The sequence below is a fragment of the Planctomonas deserti genome, assembly GCF_003067705.1.
GTDB classification, from domain to species: Bacteria; Actinomycetota; Actinomycetes; order Actinomycetales; family Microbacteriaceae; genus Planctomonas; species Planctomonas deserti.
Map to the genome: position 1 here is coordinate 893,760 of NZ_QANL01000002.1, position 14,821 is coordinate 908,580.

Genomic DNA, 14,821 nt, shown 5'->3' on the forward strand with positions numbered 1-14,821 from the left:
TGTGGCGCGGCCCGTGTCAATGCTCGATTCCACGGTCCGCCTAGGCTCTGAGAGTGTTCGAACTCCATCACCTCACCGCCCAGGAGCAGTGGGACTGGCTGCACCGCGGCGAGATCACCCCGGCCGAGCTGGCCGAGCACTACCTCGGCCGCATCGATCGCCTGAACGACGAGCTCGGTGCCTTCGTCACGGTGACGCGGCGCGAGGCGCTGCAGCGCGCCGCCGACCTCCCCGACCTCGTGCCGCGCTCCGCCGTGCTGTGGGGCCTGCCTCTCGGTGACAAGGACCTCAGCCAGCGCGCGGGCGTGCGGACGACCTTCGGCTCCGCGCTGTTCGAGGACTTCGTGCCGGACAGCACGGACGAGATCGTGACCGTGCTCGACGCCGCGGGCGGGGTGAGCCTCGGCAAGACGAACGCGCCGGAGTTCGGCCTGCCCTCCTACACCGAGAACCGCGTCGCGCCGCCCGCCCGGAACCCCTACGACGTCCGCCTCGGCGCGGGCGGGTCGAGCGGCGGCGCGGCGGTCGCGGTGGCGGCCGGACTGCTCCCGGTCGCGCCGGGGTCGGACGGCGGGGGGTCCGTGCGCATCCCGGCCGCGGCGACGGGTCTGGTCGGGCTCAAGCCGTCCCGCGGCCTCGTTCCCGCGGGAGCCGGCATCGCCTCCCTCGGCGGGCTCGTCGTGCCGGGGCCACTAGCCCGCACGGTCGCGGATGCGGCCATGTTGCTCGACGCCATGATCGCCAGGGTGAACGGCAGGATCGCGCACCCCTTCACGCTGCGCGCGCCGGACGACGGCGCACCCCTGCTCGGCGCCGCCGTCCGGGGCGAGGGGCGCTTCCAGCTCGCCGTGATGACGACCTCCCCCTGGGACAGCGCCTACGACATCGCGCTCGATCCTGAGGCCCAGGCCGCGTTCGACGTCGCCGTGCGGGAACTGAACGCCGTCGGTCACGGGCTCGAGGGGATCGCCCTGCTGCCGGACGACACGTACGCGCCCGCGTTCCGCACGATCTGGCAGGCGGGCGCCGCCGGCATCCCGGCGGAGGGGGCCGAGCTCGAGAGGGTGGAGCCGCTCACCCGCTGGCTGATCGAGCGCGGCCGGGCCCTGTCCGCCCGGGACCTCTCGAGCGCGCTTGCTGCGCTCGCCGCCTACGAGCGCAGCGTCCTCGCCCAGTTCTCGTCCTTCGACGCCGTCGTGACGCCCGCGCTGGCGCAGACGCCGCGGCCGATCGGCTGGTACGACGCGGAGGACGGCGAGCGCAACTTCGCCCAGCAGGTGCAGTACACGCCGTTCACGTCGTTCGCGAACGTCACGGGGTTGCCCGCCATCACCCTGCCCGTGCACGTGACGCCCGACGGCCTGCCGATGGGCGTGCAGCTCATCGGGCGGCCGGGAGGCGAGGCGACGCTCCTGGCGATCGGGGCCCAGCTCGAGCGCCGGCTGCGCTGGCACCGGAGGCACCCGCCGCAGTGGTAGGGCGACGTGCGGAGAAGCGGGTGACGTGGTGAGCGGCGTGCTGGCGAGCAGTGCCGCCCGCCGGCCTCAGCCGGCGTGGCGGGCGACCTGCGGCAGCACCTCCGTGGCGAAGAGCTCGATCGACTCCATCATCAGCGGCTGAGGCACGCCTGACCAGTCCATCTGCAGCGTGTGCCGCGTGTGCCCCATCCGCTCCTGCAGGGCCAGGATCCGGTCGGCCACCTCGTTCGGGCTGCCCGCGAGAATCGCGCCGCGCGGTGCGGTCATCTGGTCGTAGGTGATGCGGTTCGGGGTCGGGAACCCGCGCTCGGCGGAGATGCGCCGCATCGAGTCGATCCAGTAGGGGTAGAACGCCTCCTTCGCCTTGCGCGAGTCGCGGCCGATGAATCCGGGACCCGCGACGGCGACCCGCAGCGCGTTCGCGTCCCGCCCGTGCTCGGCGGCCGCCTCGCGGTACAGCTCCGCGAGCGGGGCGAAGCGCTCGGGCAGGCCGCCGATGATGGCGTAGCTCACCGGGAGCCCGAGGCTGCCCGCGCGCACGGAGGACTGCGGATTGCCGCCGGTGGCCACCCAGATGTCGAGGTGTCCCGACGTCGGGCGGGGGAGGACCAAGGCGTTCGTCAGCGGCGGCCGGAACCGCCCGCTCCAGGTCACCGTCTCGTTCGCGTCGATCGCGAGGAGCAGCTCGAGCTTCTCCTCGTACAGGGCGTCGTAGTCCTCGAGCCGCGCCCCGAACAGCGGGAACGACTCGATGAAGGATCCGCGGCCCGCCATCAGCTCGGCCCTGCCGCCGGTCAGCAGGTCGAGCGTCGCGAACTGCTGGTAGACCCGCACCGGGTCCTCCGTGCTCAGCACGGTCACCGCGCTGCCGAGCCGGATGGAGCGGGTGATGCCCGCCGCGGCCGCGAGCACCGTGGCCGGTGCGGAGATCGCGTACTCGGGCCGGTGGTGCTCGCCGAGCCCGAAGGAGTGCAGGCCGAGCTCGTCGGCCAGCCGGATGCGCTCCAGCGTGTTGGCGAGCTGCTGCCGGGGGCTGATCCGCTCCCCGGTGACCGGGTCCGCGTGGATGTCACCGAAGCTGTAGATGCCGAGTTCCATACTTCTGGATACACCCGTAGCGCCCTGCGCCGCGCCGTTTCCCCGTGTGCCCTGGTCCCGCCCCTGCCCCCGCCGCTTGCCGCTTGTCGCCTCGCGCCTCCCAGGCCTCGCCCCTCACCCTCACGCAATTCAGCAGATTCGCGTCGGAGGTCGGCGTGTCGGCGCGCGCGGCCGGCGTGTCGGGCGAGATCTGCTGAGTTGCGTTCATGCCTCGGCGGGATCTGCTGAGTTGCGTCGATTTCTTGGCGGGGTCTGCTGAGTTGCGTCGGTGGCGGGCCCGGATCTGCTGAATTGCGGCGATCACGCGTCGGTCACCGGGGGTGCGGTGCGTCGTCGGCGCGGCCTGAATGACGGACTCTTTGCTGAGGCTCAGTTAGCCCTGCCATACTTAGGTAATGCTTACCTTGACTGACGCTCCCGCGCGCGTGCGTCTGTCGGAGCCCGTATACCGGCCGTTCGAGGTCACGGTGGCGCGCATCCGGCGGCTCGGACCGTCGTTCCTGCGCTTCACGTTCACCGGGGACGACCTCGAGCACTTCGGGACGGAGTGCCTGGATCAGCGCATCAAGGTGGTCGTCCCGGTCGACGGCATGCCGATGTGCGACCTCTTCGGCGCCGACGGCGGGGCCGACTGGTACGCCACCTGGCGCGCGCTGCCGGACGCGGAGCGCAACCCGTTGCGCACCTACACGGCGCGCGCGGTGCGCCCCGAGCTGCGCGAGGTCGACGTCGACTTCGTCTGCCACGGGGACACCGGACCCGCGACGCGCTGGGCGACGACGGCCCAGCCGGGCGACTCCCTCCTGCTCGTCGGCCCGAACGCGCTCTGCGACACGAGCGCCGGGGTCGGCATCGAGTGGCGTCCCGGCGACGCGCGAACTCTGCTCCTCGCCGGGGACGAGACCGCCGTGCCCGCCATCAGCGGCATTCTCGGCTCGCTCGACGACTCGGCCACCGGTCACGTCTTCCTCGAGGTTCCGTACGCGGACGACATCCAGCACGTGACTGCGCCCGCCGGTGTCACCGTCACGTGGCTGCCCCGGAACGACCTCCCGCACGGCGAGCGCCTGACCGAGGCCGTGCGGCACTGGGCGGCGGGACATCCGCCGCTGCACGGCGCGTTCGGCCTGTACGCCTGGCTCGCCGGCGAGGCGGGCACCGTCAAGGCACTTCGCCGGTTCCTGGTCCGCGAGGCGGGCGTCGACCGCTCGCAGGTGGCCTTCATGGGGTACTGGCGCGCGGGGCGGCCCGAGAACTGACCCGGTGAGCGACACACTCGACAGCGTTCGGCTTCGAACCCCGGCGGCCGCGCTCAAGGGTGGCAGGCGCGGCCTCCTGCACTCCACGCGCGCCCGGTCGCTGCTCTTCGTCGCGTCGGTGCTCATTCTCGCCATCGTCGCGGCCGCGAGCCTGTTCGTCGGGTCGGGCGACATCCCGGCCGACGTCGTGTGGCGGTCGCTGTTGTCCGGTGGCTCCGACACCGACGCCATCCTGGTCTCCGGCTTCCGGGTGCCCCGGATGCTGCTCGCCCTGATCGTCGGCGCGTCCCTGGGCCTCGCCGGGGCCCTCATGCAGGCGATCACCCGCAACCCGCTCGCCGACCCCGGCATCCTCGGCGTCAACGCGGGTGCCTACTTCGCCGTCGTCGCGGGCATCTCGTTCTTCGGGGCGAGCGCCGTCACCGGCTACGTCTGGTGGGCCTTCGGCGGCGCCATCGTCACGACCATCGCGGTGTACGTCATCGGCTCCCGCGGCCGCGCGGGCGCCACGCCCGTGCGGCTCGTGCTCGCGGGCGTGGCCATCGGGGCGGTGCTCGGCGGACTGAGCCTCGGCCTCACGCTCCTGCAGCCGGAGGTGTTCGACCGCATCCGGTTCTGGTCGGTCGGCTCGCTGCAGAGCAGGCAGATGGACATCGTTGTCGGCGTGCTCCCGCTCGCGGTCGTGGGCATGGCACTCGCGCTCTACCTCTCCCGCGTGCTCAACGTCGTCGCGCTCGGCGACGACCTCGCCCGAAGCCTCGGCGCGCACATCCAGCGCACCCGGATCCTCGCGCTCCTCGCCATCACGCTGCTCTGCGGCGCGGCGACCGCGGCGGCCGGGCCGGTCGGGTTCCTCGGCCTCATGGTGCCCTACGTCGCCCGCGCGCTGTTCGGGCCCGACCAGCGCTGGGTCATCCCGTTCACCCTCACGCTCGCGCCCCTGCTGTTCCTCTGCGCCGACATGCTCGGCCGGGTGATCGTGAGCTCGGAGCTACCGGTCGGCATCGTCACCGCCTTCCTCGGGGCCCCGATCCTCATCCTGATCATCCGTTCCCGGAAGTCGAGGCCGCTGTGAGCCGCGCCGCGGCGGTCGCCGCTCGTCCCGCCGGGGGAGCGGGCCGCAGGGTGATCCGCGCCGGCGACCGGATGAGCCTGGTCGTGCACCGGAGGGGAGCGATCGTGGTGCTCGCCCTCGTCGTGTTCACCCTGGCCCTCGCCTCGGTCGCGATCACGCTCGGCGAGTACCCCGTGCCCGTCGCGCAGATCCTGGACACGTTCGCCGGCGGCGGCTCGGACGGGGTGCGCCGGATCGTGCTCGAGGGCAGGCTGCCCCGCATCGTTCTCGCCGTGATCGCGGGCGCCGCGCTCGCGCTGAGCGGGGCGGTGTTCCAGTCGATGACGCGGAACCCGCTCGGCAGCCCGGACATCATCGGCTTCAACACGGGCGCGTACACCGGCGCCCTCGTCGTCGTGCTCCTGCTCGGCGGCAACTACGTCGCGCAGTCGGTCGGCGCGCTGGTCGGCGGCCTCGTCGCGGCCGTGCTGGTCTACCTGCTCGCCTGGACGAAGGGGGTGCAGGGCTTCCGGCTGATCGTCGTCGGCATTGCTGTCGGCGCCATCCTGCACTCGGTCAACGCGTGGCTCATCATCCGCGCGCGGCTCGAGGAGGCCCTCGCCGCGGCCACCTGGGGCGCCGGTTCCTTCAACGAGGCCGGGTGGGAGAAGGTCGTGCCGGTCGGGATCGCCGTCCTGATCGTCGTCCCGCTGCTCGTGCTGTTCGCCCGCCCGCTCGCCCTGCTCGAGATGGGCGACGAGACGGCGCAGAGCCTCGGCGTGCGCCCCGAGCTCACCCGCGGAGTCCTGCTGCTCGCGGGCGTCGCGCTCGTCGCGGCCATCACGGCGGCCGCCGGTCCCATCGCGTTCGTCGCGCTCGCGGCGCCGCAGCTCGCGCGGCGGCTCGCGCGGTCGCCCGGGGTCGCCCTCCTGCCGTCCGCCGCCATGGGCGCCGCGCTGATGCTCGCGAGCGACGTCGTGGCGCAGCGGCTGCTCGCCCCGACCCAGCTGCCCGTCGGCATCGTCACGGTGTGCATCGGCGGGCTCTACCTCGTGGGCCTGCTGATCGCGCAGACCAGGAGGCAGGGATGAGCGGCGACGCGGGGCCGATCGAAGGGGCGGGGATGACCGAGGGAACGAGCAAGAGGGGCGCGGGCGAGGCAGGAGCGCGGCTGACCGGGCGCGGCCTGCGGGTCGGCTACCACGACCGCACGATCTTGCACGAGCTCGACATCGACATCCCCGACGGCTCGTTCACGGTCATCGTCGGGCCGAACGCGTGCGGCAAGTCGACGCTGCTGCGCTCCCTCGCCCGACTGCTCCCGCCGTCGGCCGGGTCCGTGCTGCTCGACGGCAAGGCCATCGCGTCGTACTCGGCCAAGGAGGTCGCCCGCGTCGTCGGCCTGCTCCCGCAGACGTCGATCGCCCCGGACGGCATCACGGTCGTCGACCTCGTGTCCCGCGGCCGGTTCCCGCACCAGAAGCTGCTGCGGCAGTGGTCCGAGGTCGACGAGCAGGCGGTGACGCGCGCGATGGCGGCCACCGGCGTGGACGACCTCGCCGCCCGTCCCGTCGACGAGCTGTCCGGCGGCCAGCGCCAGCGGGTCTGGGTCGCGATGGCGCTCGCCCAGCAGACGCCGCTGCTGCTGCTGGATGAGCCGACGACGTTCCTCGACATCGCCCACCAGGTCGAGCTGCTCGACCTGTTCGCCCGGCTGAACCGCACGGCCGGGCGCACCCTCGTCGCCGTGCTCCACGATCTCAACCAGGCCTCGCGCTACGCGGACAACCTCATCGCCATGAAGGACGGCCGCGTCGTGGCCGAGGGCCGTCCCGTGGACGTCGTCACCGCGGAGCTCGTGGAACACGTGTTCGGGCTGCGGGCCCGGATCATCGAGGACCCCGAGACGGGCACGCCGCTCGTGATCCCGCTGGCCCCCGTTTCCTGACGCCTCGGCAGTCCGGTAGGTTAGGCTTACCTAAGCTCTTCCTCCTGCTCCCTCACAGAAAGATCCGTCATGCCCCGTTCCGCGTCCCGCGCCACAGCAGGCGCCGCCGTGCTCTCGGCCGCCCTCCTCGTCCTCTCCGGCTGCTCGTCGTCCCCCGAGGAGACCCCGTCCGGAGAGGCGTCCGGGAACGGCGGCGAGACGCTCGGCACGGTGGAGACCATGTTCGGCACCATCGAGGTGCCCCAGCCGGAGGACGAGCTGCGGGTCGTCGCGCTCGGCTGGTCCGACGCGGAGATGGCGCTCGCCCTTGGCGTGAAGCCCGTCGCGGTCTTCGACTGGCAGAGCTTCGGCGAGGAGGACAAGGGCGTCGGACCATGGGCCTCCGACCTGTTCGAGGACGAGACGCCCGAGATCCTCGAGCGCGCCGACGAGACGCTGAACTACGAGCAGATCGAGGTGCTCGACCCGGATCTGATCCTCAACGTGCGCAGCTCGAACGACGAGCAGGAGTTCAACCGCCTCAACGAGATCGCCCCCACCGTCTACGCGCCGGAGGGAACCGCCGCGTTCGCGACGCGCTGGGACGTGCAGATGACCAGCGTCGCCGCCGCGCTCGGCGAGAGCGAGCAGGGCGAGAGCATCATCGAGGACACCAAGGCGGCCATCGCCGCCGCCGCCGCAGAGCACCCGGAGTTCAAGGGCCTGACGACGGTCGCCGGCACCAAGTTCGGTGACGCCTACGGCGCCTACCTCGCCGGTGACGGGCGCTTCGACATCCTCGCCGACCTCGGCTTCGTGAACGCCCCCGGCGTCGAGTCCCTCGAACCCAGCGGCTTCTTCACGGCCGTGTCCGCCGAACAGGTCGGCGCGCTCGAGGCCGACGTGCCGGTGATCCTCCCGATCGGCTACACCGTCGCCGAGACCCAGGCGGATCCGCTGCTCGCGAGCCTCGCCGCGGTGCAGCAGGGCCGCGCCGTGTTCATCGACCCCGAGGACGAGCTGTCCGACGCGTACTCGGCCGCCAGCCCCCTCGCCATCCCCGTCGTGCTGGAGGAGCTCGTGCCCCAGCTCGCCGCGGCGGCCGCGAAGGTCACGCCGGCGGGCTGACCCTCGTCCTGCGGGAGGGGCGGCTGCGCACGTAGCCGCCCTTCTCCAGTCCCGCCTCGATCTCGAACCGGTTGTGCAGCGGATCGCGGCCGGCGCGCGCGTAGAGCAGCGGGAACAGCATCCCGTACCGCTTCCACTGGCGCACGTGCACGGCCTCGTGCTCAAGGACCCGCGGACCGGCGTTCGAGCGGGTCAGATAGACCGCCCCGACGCACGTCCCGCCGCGCCGGAACGCCCACGCGGGGAGTCCCGTGCACACGATCAGCTCGCCGACGCGGCGGACACGCCCCGTGCTCAGCGGCACGCCGACCGCGAGCCCGACGAGCGTGGCGAAGTAGAACCCGGCGCGGGAGACGGGGGAGTCGATCAGCAGACGGCGGAGCACGGTCAGGCCGACTCGCGGCCGTACGCCTCGAGCAGTCGCAGCCAGACCTCGCTCATCGTCGGGTAGGCCGGCACGGCGTGCCACAGCCGCGAGAGCGGCACCTCGCCGACGACGGCGATGGTCGCCGACTGCAGCATCTCGGCCACGTCCGAGCCGACGAACGTGACGCCGAGCAGCACCTGCCGGTCCTCGTCCACGACCGCGCGGGCGCGGCCCGTGTAGCCGTCGGCCTGCAGGCTGCCGCCGGCGACGTCGCCAATCTCGTAGTCGACGACGCGGATGCGGTGGCCGGCCTTCTCCGCCGCATCGGCGGTGAGTCCGACGGACGCGACCTCGGGATCGGTGAAGGCCACCTGCGGCACGGCCGCGTGGTCCGCCGTGGCCACGTGCGCGCCCCAGGGCTCGTCGTGCACCCGCCCGCCGGTGGCACGGACGGCGATGACGTCGCCGGCCGCGCGCGCCTGGTACTTGCCCTGGTGGGTCAGCAGCGCGCGGTGGTTCACGTCGCCCGCGGCGTACAGCCACGGCTCGGCCGCGTTCGTCTCGGCCTTCACGAGCAGGGTGTCGTCGACGTCGAGCCACTCGCCCGGAGTGATGCCGACGCTGTCGACGCCGATGTCCGCGGTACGCGGGCTGCGGCCCGTCGCCACGAGCACCTCGCCCGCGGTGAGCGACGACCCGTCGTCGAGCGCGAGCACGACGTGGCCGTAGGCGTTGCGCTCGGCGGAGGTCGCCGAGACGCCCCGACGGATGTCGACGCCGAGCCCGGTGAGCCCGTCTCCCACGAGCTCGGCGGCGAACGGCTCGTTGCCGCTGAGGATGTCGCTGCGCACGAGCATGGTCACCGTGCAGCCGAACGACGCGTACGCGGTCGCGATCTCGCAGGCGACGACCCCGCCGCCGATGATGGCCAGGCTGTCCGGGATGGACTGGGCCGAGGTCGCGTCCCTGCTCGTCCAGGGCGAGACGTCTGCGAGCCCGGGGATGTCGGGGATCACGGGGGCGGATCCCGTGATAACCGCGACCGCGGAGTTCGCCGTGAGGGTCAGGAGGCTGCCGTCGGTCGCGGTGACCTCGACGGTCCGCACCCCGGTGAGCCGCCCGTGCCCGCGGACGAGGTCGATGCCCGCGCCGTCCAACCAGTCCACCTGGCTGTCGTCGTTCCAGTCGTGGGTGAAGGAGTTCCGCCGGGCGAGCACGGCGGCGACGTCCAGGTCACCGGTCGCGGCCTCGCGGCTGCCGCCGACGCTCTTCGCGGCCCGCAGGGCCATCCCGCTGCGCAGGAGCGCCTTCGACGGCATGCAGGCCCAGTACGAGCACTCCCCGCCGACGAGCTCGTGCTCGACCACGACGACGCTGAGTCCGCCCTGCTTCGCGCGGTCGGCCAGGACCTCGCCCACCGCTCCGCCACCGAGAACCACAAGGTCATACGTCGTCGTCATGGGCAGAACGTTACTACCCCTAACATTCGGGTCATCTGGGGCGTAGCGTCTTCTTGTTCGCGAAATTCGCGTGTTAAGGAGGTCGCTTATGGGACTCGACGACAAGATCAAGAACGCTGCCGAAGAGGCTGTCGGGAAGGTCAAGGAATCAGCCGGAAACGCCAGCGGAGACGACAAGCTCGCCGCCGAGGGTGCCGGAGACCAGTCCAAGGCCAACCTGAAGCAGGCCGGCGAGAACGTCAAGGACGTTTTCAAGTAGCCGACCGGCGCCGCGTCGCGAGCGCCAATCTTCGGTGTGAACGTATTGGGAGGGCGACCCGCCCGACCGGGCAACCGGTCCGCGGGTCGCCCTCTTTCGTGCGCGCCGGCCTAGCGCCCCTCGAAGCGAGCGGGGCGCCGCGCCAGGAACGCCTCCATGCCGGCGCGGGCGTCCTCGCTGCGGGCGAGGCGTGCGAGCTCCCCGGGCAGGCGGGCCTCGGCGGCCGCGTCACCCTCGCGCACGGCGAGGCGGGCGTTGGCCAGCGTCGCCTGGACAGCGAGCGGGGCCTGGGCCGCGATGCGCCCGGCCAGCTCGACCGCGCGCTCGAGCTGCTGCCCGTCCGGAACGACCTCCTGGACGAGGCCGATGCGCAGCGCCTCGGCGGCGCCGAACAGGTCGCCGGTGAGCACCCAGCGCATCGCGTTCCCCCAGCCGACGGCCCGCGGGAAGCGCAGGGTGGCGCCGCCGAAGGGGAGGATGCCCCGGCTGACCTCCACCTGACCGAACCGGGTGCCCTCGGCGGCGACGACGATGTCGCTCGCGAGCGCGAGCTCGATCCCGAGCGTCAGGCAGGTGCCCTGCACCGCCATCACCACCGGCTTGCTCAGCGCGCTCCCGTCGACCTGCCACGGGTTGATGCCGCCCTCGGGCACCATGTCGAGGCCGTCAGCGGCGCCGATCCGCGGCGCGATGTCCGCGAGGTCGAGGCCGCCGGTGAAGTGCTCGCCCACGCCGTGCACGACCGCGACCCGCGAGTCCGCGTCCCGCTCGAACTCCCCGTAGGCAAACGCGAGCTCGGCGAGCATCCGCAGGTCGGCGGCGTTGCGCTTCTCGGGGCGGTTGAGACCGATCAGCCGCACGTGGCCGCGCTGTTCGACGACGACGCGGGGGGCGTCGGGGGAGGGATGCGTCATGCGGACTCCTCGGGCGATGGCGTCAGCGCGTCAGCGCGCTGATGATGCGCAGGATCGCGCCCATGTCGCGGGACACATCGTCCGGCGAGGAGGGGGCGAACTCGGTGATGCCCGCGCCGACGAGCTCGAAGTCAGCGCGCAACGCGGTGATGGCGGAGACGAGCGTCGGCACGGTGAGCCCGAACGGCTCGGGGTAGCCGATGCCGGCCATCTCACCGGGATCGAGCACGTCGAGGTCGACGTGCACGTAGATCCGGGTCGCGCCCGATGCGCGCACGGCCGCGACGACGGCGGCCGCGGCCGACTCCGGGTCGGCGACGTCTCCGGGGGAGAGCCGCGCAACGCCGGCCTCGGCCAGGAATGCGTCCTCGGGCTCGTCGGCGGCGCGGGTGCCGACGAGCACCACCCGCCGGGGCGGCAGAGCGAGCTCCGGGGACAGCGCGAGGCCGTCCGCCCCGTCGCCGAGCAGCGCCCGCAGCACCATGCCGTGGAAGGCTCCGGACGGCGACGACTCCGGGGTGTTCAGGTCGGGATGGGCGTCGAACCAGATGAGCGCGGTGTCGGTGCCGAAGCGGTCGAGCGCGTGCTCGACGGCGCCGAACTCCACCCCGCAGTCACCGCCGATGGTGATGGCGGGACCGTCCACCTCGGCGAGGGCGGAGCGCTGCGCGGACCGCACGGCGAGCAGGGAGGCGAACCGGGAGACGCCGCTGTCCAGGGGCTCGCCTGCCTCCATGGGCACGGCGACGACACGGGTCGCGGCCGCCGGGAGATCGCCGCGGATGGCGTCGGCGCCGTCGATGAGGCGCATCGCGCGCGAGGATCCCGAGCCCTGCCACTGCGGGACGACGACGAAGGTGGCGACCATGGGCTCGTTTCTGTTCGCCGCCGTGGAGGCGGCATAGGGCAAGGGGAGGGGACGCGGGGTCCCCTAGGAACGGGGATTCCGCGGCACGGCTGCGGGGCCGGCCGGCCGGCCGGACCGCGATGCGGCCCGGCCGGCCGGCTACGGGGCGGAACCTACGCGCCGGACTCGACGGCGCGCTGGCTGCCGCCGGACTTCAGCGCGGCGAGCCGGGCCTCGACCTCGGTCAGCTCGCCGAGGTCCTCGAGGCTCTCGAACTGCGCGTCGAGGCTGGAGGCGGCGAGCTCCTGCTGGCCGCGCACCTTGGCCTCCTCGCGGCGGATCTTCTCCTCGAAGCGGCTCACCTCGCTCGTCGGGTCCATGATGTCGATGCTCTTCATGGCCTCGTGCACCTGGGTCTGCGCCTCGACGGTCTTCGAGCGGGCGATGAGCTCGTCGCGCTTGGAGCTCAACTGGCCCAGCTTCTCGCGCATGGCGTTCAGGCCCTGCTTGAGCTGGTCGACGACCTGGGTCTGCGACGCGATGGTCGGCTCGGCGTCCTTCGCCTCGTTCTCGTACTGGAGCTGCTTGCCGAGGGCCACCCGGGCGAGGCTGTCGAACTTGTCCGCGTCGGCCGCGTTGCCCGCGGCGCGGAGCTCGTCCGCCTTGCTGCTCGCCGCGAGAGCCTTGCGACCCCAGTCGCTTGCGGCCTGGATGTCCTCGCGGTGGTCGTCCTCGAGCAGGCGCAGGTTTCCGATCGTCTGCGCGACGGCGCTCTCCGCCTCGGCGATGCTGCTGGTGTAGTCCCGGACCATCTGGTCGAGCATCAGCTTCGGGTCCTCGGCCTGGTCGAGCATGCTGTTGATGTTCGCCTTCGCGAGCTGCGCGATGCGCCCGAGGATGGACTGCTTTGCCATGTTGTCTCTCTTTCTTCTTCTGCCGAACAGGGTTGCCATTAGAAAGATCCTCCGTCTCCGCCGCCACCGAAACCGCCGCCGAAGCCGCCTCCGCCGGACCAGCCGCCTCCGCCGCCACCGCCGCCCAGGAAGCCGCCGCCACCGCCGCCGCCGAACATGCCGCCGCCGTGGTGGCCGCCGCCCAGCATGCCGCCCAGGATGCCGCCGATGATGGCCCCGGAGAACGCGTCGCCGCCGCCCCGGCCGCCGTAGCCGCCGACGCCGAGGCCGCCGCCACCGAAGCCACCGCCTCCACGTGTGGTGTAGTCGTCCACGTCCTCCTGCGCCTCGCGGATCGCGTTGGATGCGAGGGAGGCGGAGCGCTGGGCCGAGGCGAGGGCGGTGATCGGGTCGTTGCGGCTGCGGGCGTGCGCGTCGTCGAGCAGGCGGGCGGCCTCGGCGAGCTGCTGCCGCGGGTGCGGTCCGACCGCGCCGCGCCGGGTGGAGATGAAGTCGTCCGCCGCGGAGACCTGGGCCTCGGCGACCTGCAGCGCGCGGCCCAGGGAGGCCGCCGCTCGCATGGCCTGCTCGCGCTGCTCGCGGACGCCCGCGAGAGCCTCGTCGAGTCGGGCCTCGGCGTCCTGGAGCCGGCGTACGGTGGCGATCGGGTCGGTGCGCGCTCCGCGCGCGGCGCGGGCGTCGGCGATGGCCCGGTCGGCGGACTGGATGAGGCCGGTGAGGTGCGGCATCCGACGGGTCAGCTGGCGGGCCTCGGCGATGTCGGACTCGACGTCGCCGATCTCCGCCTCGATCTGACGGGACGCCGTCGCGAGGTCGCGGTCCACCTTGTCGACCGCCTCGAGCAGCTGCCTGGCCTGGCCGAGGCTCTGCTGGGCGGCGCGGACGGGGATCGCGACGCCGGTGCGGCCCTCGCGGAGCCCGCCGGCCGCCTCCTGGGCGCTCTGGGTGGCGAACTCCAGGAGCTTCCGCGCCTGGTCGACGTTGCCGTTGAGGGTCGCCATGGTCTCGCCCTCGTAGCGGCTCGCGAGCGAGGCGATCTTGCGGTCGGCCTCGTCGAGGCGCCGGCTGATCGCCTCGGCCTCCGTCGCCACGCCGCCGATGGTCGCGGGCGCGTTCTTCTCGAGCGCGCGCAGGTCGTCGAACGCCTTCGTCTGGGCGTCGAGCTCGGCGTTGGCGGACTCGGAGAGCTCGATGATGCGAGAGGTCCACTCGCGGCGCTCCTCGTCGGTGTCCGGGAACGCGTCCTCGAGCTTCTGCTTGAGCGTGAACGCCTCGCGGGCCTTCCCGGAGGCGCTGGCGAGGGCCTCGGCGAACGGCTTCGTCGCCTCCGCGCCGAACTCCGCCTCGGCGAAGCCGAGCTCCTGCTGGCTGGTCTTCAGGGCGTCGTCGAGCTGGACGAGCATGCTGCCCGCGCGCTGGTCGAGCTCCTTCTGCTCGCGCTGGGCCGCCTCGACCTGCTTCGCCCCCGCGCGGCGCTTGCGCACGGCCGAGGCGATGCCGATGCCGACGGCCACGAGCACCACGAGCACGAAGAGGCCGAGGATGGCGAAGAACCCGCCGAGCCCGCCGCCCGTGCCGGAGGCCGGCTGCTCGCCGCCGCCGGCGCCGAGGTTGCCGTCGACGGCGGCCTGGATGCCGTTGGCCGCCCCGATCGCCGCGCCCGCCCAGTCGTCCTGGGCGAGGCTCGGCACGATGTACTCGCGGCTGATGTCGTCGCCCTGCCCCGCGAGGTCGGAGGACGGCGAGATGCCGAGGTTGTACACCCGCTCCTCGACGGCGACGGCGAGGAGGTAGTTGTCGTCGCCGAACTGGTTGAGCTGACCGGTCGCGCTCGTCCAGGCGGCACGGTCGGACGGGCTCTCGAAGGAGTCGACGAAGGCGACGTAGAGCGTGCGGCCGGTGGTCGACTCGAGCTCGTCGATCGCGTCCTGCACTGAGGACTCCGCCGCGCTGTCGAGCACGTCCGCGGTGTCGAGGAGGTTGGAGCCGCCGAAGTCGACGGGCGGCTCGGCGTACGCGGGGGACGCGGAGGACAGGCCGACGAACCCCAGCACCAGAAGAAGGGCCACCATCAGCCTCGATCGCACTACGAATCTCCTCACGGCGTGTCGGACGT

General features: G+C 72.7%; 14 protein-coding genes. 7 read left to right on the plus strand and 7 right to left on the minus strand.

Translation table 11 applies throughout. From position 1 onward, the window contains the following. Positions 1 to 53: 53 nt before the first annotated feature. Entirely contained in the window at positions 54 to 1,478 is a 1,425-nt protein-coding gene (locus DAI20_RS10355) for an amidase (RefSeq protein WP_108250455.1), read from the plus strand. Between the two features lie 66 nt (positions 1,479 to 1,544). Here the strand turns inward: DAI20_RS10355 and DAI20_RS10360 are convergent, their stop codons facing one another. Then, the gene (locus DAI20_RS10360; protein WP_108250456.1) at positions 1,545 to 2,576 is read right to left on the minus strand and encodes an LLM class flavin-dependent oxidoreductase; all 1,032 of its coding nucleotides are present in this window, start codon (positions 2,574 to 2,576) and stop codon (positions 1,545 to 1,547) included. Between the two features lie 395 nt (positions 2,577 to 2,971). On the opposite strand from DAI20_RS10360, the gene DAI20_RS10365 reads away from it, so the two are divergent. The 5 genes from DAI20_RS10365 to DAI20_RS10385 all read left to right on the plus strand — a co-directional run bounded on the left by DAI20_RS10365 (position 2,972) and on the right by DAI20_RS10385 (position 7,944). Then, a complete protein-coding gene (locus DAI20_RS10365) occupies positions 2,972 to 3,835 on the plus strand; it encodes a siderophore-interacting protein (RefSeq protein WP_108250457.1) in 864 nt (287 codons plus the stop codon). Positions 3,836 to 3,839: 4 nt separating this feature from the next. Further along, positions 3,840 to 4,910: an iron chelate uptake ABC transporter family permease subunit gene (locus tag DAI20_RS10370; protein ID WP_108250458.1), complete on the plus strand. Its 1,071-nt coding sequence runs from the start codon at positions 3,840 to 3,842 to the stop codon at positions 4,908 to 4,910. Continuing rightward, positions 4,907 to 5,980: a FecCD family ABC transporter permease gene (locus DAI20_RS10375; RefSeq protein ID WP_240606009.1), complete on the plus strand. Its 1,074-nt coding sequence runs from the start codon at positions 4,907 to 4,909 to the stop codon at positions 5,978 to 5,980. The genes DAI20_RS10370 and DAI20_RS10375 overlap by 4 nt, the downstream gene beginning before the upstream one ends. A gap of 32 nt (positions 5,981 to 6,012) precedes the next feature. Continuing rightward, positions 6,013 to 6,837: an ABC transporter ATP-binding protein gene (locus DAI20_RS10380; RefSeq protein ID WP_108250459.1), complete on the plus strand. Its 825-nt coding sequence runs from the start codon at positions 6,013 to 6,015 to the stop codon at positions 6,835 to 6,837. A 69-nt stretch (positions 6,838 to 6,906) separates the two neighbouring features. Then, positions 6,907 to 7,944: an ABC transporter substrate-binding protein gene (locus DAI20_RS10385; protein ID WP_108250460.1), complete on the plus strand. Its 1,038-nt coding sequence runs from the start codon at positions 6,907 to 6,909 to the stop codon at positions 7,942 to 7,944. Here the strand turns inward: DAI20_RS10385 and DAI20_RS10390 are convergent. Both DAI20_RS10390 and DAI20_RS10395 read right to left on the minus strand, forming a co-directional pair. Continuing rightward, positions 7,928 to 8,335, minus strand: a complete 408-nt coding sequence (locus tag DAI20_RS10390; RefSeq protein WP_108250665.1) for a Fe-S oxidoreductase — start codon at positions 8,333 to 8,335, stop codon at positions 7,928 to 7,930. The genes DAI20_RS10385 and DAI20_RS10390 overlap by 17 nt on opposite strands. Next, positions 8,332 to 9,771: a dihydrolipoyl dehydrogenase family protein gene (locus tag DAI20_RS10395; protein ID WP_108250461.1), complete on the minus strand. Its 1,440-nt coding sequence runs from the start codon at positions 9,769 to 9,771 to the stop codon at positions 8,332 to 8,334. The genes DAI20_RS10390 and DAI20_RS10395 overlap by 4 nt, the downstream gene beginning before the upstream one ends. A gap of 88 nt (positions 9,772 to 9,859) precedes the next feature. On the opposite strand from DAI20_RS10395, the gene DAI20_RS10400 reads away from it, so the two are divergent. Next, complete coding sequence (locus DAI20_RS10400; protein WP_108250462.1) at positions 9,860 to 10,030, plus strand: CsbD family protein; 171 nt, start codon at positions 9,860 to 9,862, stop codon at positions 10,028 to 10,030. A 110-nt stretch (positions 10,031 to 10,140) separates the two neighbouring features. Here the strand turns inward: DAI20_RS10400 and DAI20_RS10405 are convergent, their stop codons facing one another. From DAI20_RS10405 to DAI20_RS19095, 4 genes are all read right to left on the minus strand, one after another. Further along, positions 10,141 to 10,944 carry a crotonase/enoyl-CoA hydratase family protein gene (locus tag DAI20_RS10405; protein ID WP_108250463.1) on the minus strand — a complete coding sequence of 268 codons (804 nt, stop codon included), beginning with the start codon at positions 10,942 to 10,944 and terminating at the stop codon, positions 10,141 to 10,143. Positions 10,945 to 10,966: 22 nt separating this feature from the next. Further along, on the minus strand, positions 10,967 to 11,812 hold the full coding sequence (locus DAI20_RS10410; RefSeq protein ID WP_108250464.1) for an arginase family protein: 846 nt from the start codon (positions 11,810 to 11,812) through the stop codon (positions 10,967 to 10,969). Positions 11,813 to 11,964: 152 nt separating this feature from the next. Next, positions 11,965 to 12,705 carry a PspA/IM30 family protein gene (locus tag DAI20_RS10415; protein WP_108250465.1) on the minus strand — a complete coding sequence of 247 codons (741 nt, stop codon included), beginning with the start codon at positions 12,703 to 12,705 and terminating at the stop codon, positions 11,965 to 11,967. Positions 12,706 to 12,743: 38 nt separating this feature from the next. Continuing rightward, positions 12,744 to 14,792, minus strand: coding sequence for a TPM domain-containing protein (locus DAI20_RS19095; RefSeq protein WP_205781412.1), 2,049 nt, complete (start codon positions 14,790 to 14,792; stop codon positions 12,744 to 12,746). Positions 14,793 to 14,821 lie beyond the last annotated feature (29 nt).

What these genes read in the sequence shown, in the direction of transcription:
- DAI20_RS10415 (WP_108250465.1), bottom strand. Translation starts at nt 12,705, where the DNA reads ATGGCAAAGCAGTCCATCCTCGGGCGCATCGCGCAGCTCGCGAAGGCG.
- DAI20_RS10395 (WP_108250461.1), bottom strand. Translation starts at nt 9,771, where the DNA reads ATGACGACGACGTATGACCTTGTGGTTCTCGGTGGCGGAGCGGTGGGC.
- DAI20_RS10405 (WP_108250463.1), bottom strand. Translation starts at nt 10,944, where the DNA reads ATGACGCATCCCTCCCCCGACGCCCCCCGCGTCGTCGTCGAACAGCGC.
- DAI20_RS10380 (WP_108250459.1), top strand. Translation starts at nt 6,013, where the DNA reads ATGACCGAGGGAACGAGCAAGAGGGGCGCGGGCGAGGCAGGAGCGCGG.
- DAI20_RS10360 (WP_108250456.1), bottom strand. Translation starts at nt 2,576, where the DNA reads ATGGAACTCGGCATCTACAGCTTCGGTGACATCCACGCGGACCCGGTC.
- DAI20_RS10410 (WP_108250464.1), bottom strand. Translation starts at nt 11,812, where the DNA reads ATGGTCGCCACCTTCGTCGTCGTCCCGCAGTGGCAGGGCTCGGGATCC.
- DAI20_RS10365 (WP_108250457.1), top strand. Translation starts at nt 2,972, where the DNA reads ATGCTTACCTTGACTGACGCTCCCGCGCGCGTGCGTCTGTCGGAGCCC.
- DAI20_RS10385 (WP_108250460.1), top strand. Translation starts at nt 6,907, where the DNA reads ATGCCCCGTTCCGCGTCCCGCGCCACAGCAGGCGCCGCCGTGCTCTCG.
- DAI20_RS10400 (WP_108250462.1), top strand. Translation starts at nt 9,860, where the DNA reads ATGGGACTCGACGACAAGATCAAGAACGCTGCCGAAGAGGCTGTCGGG.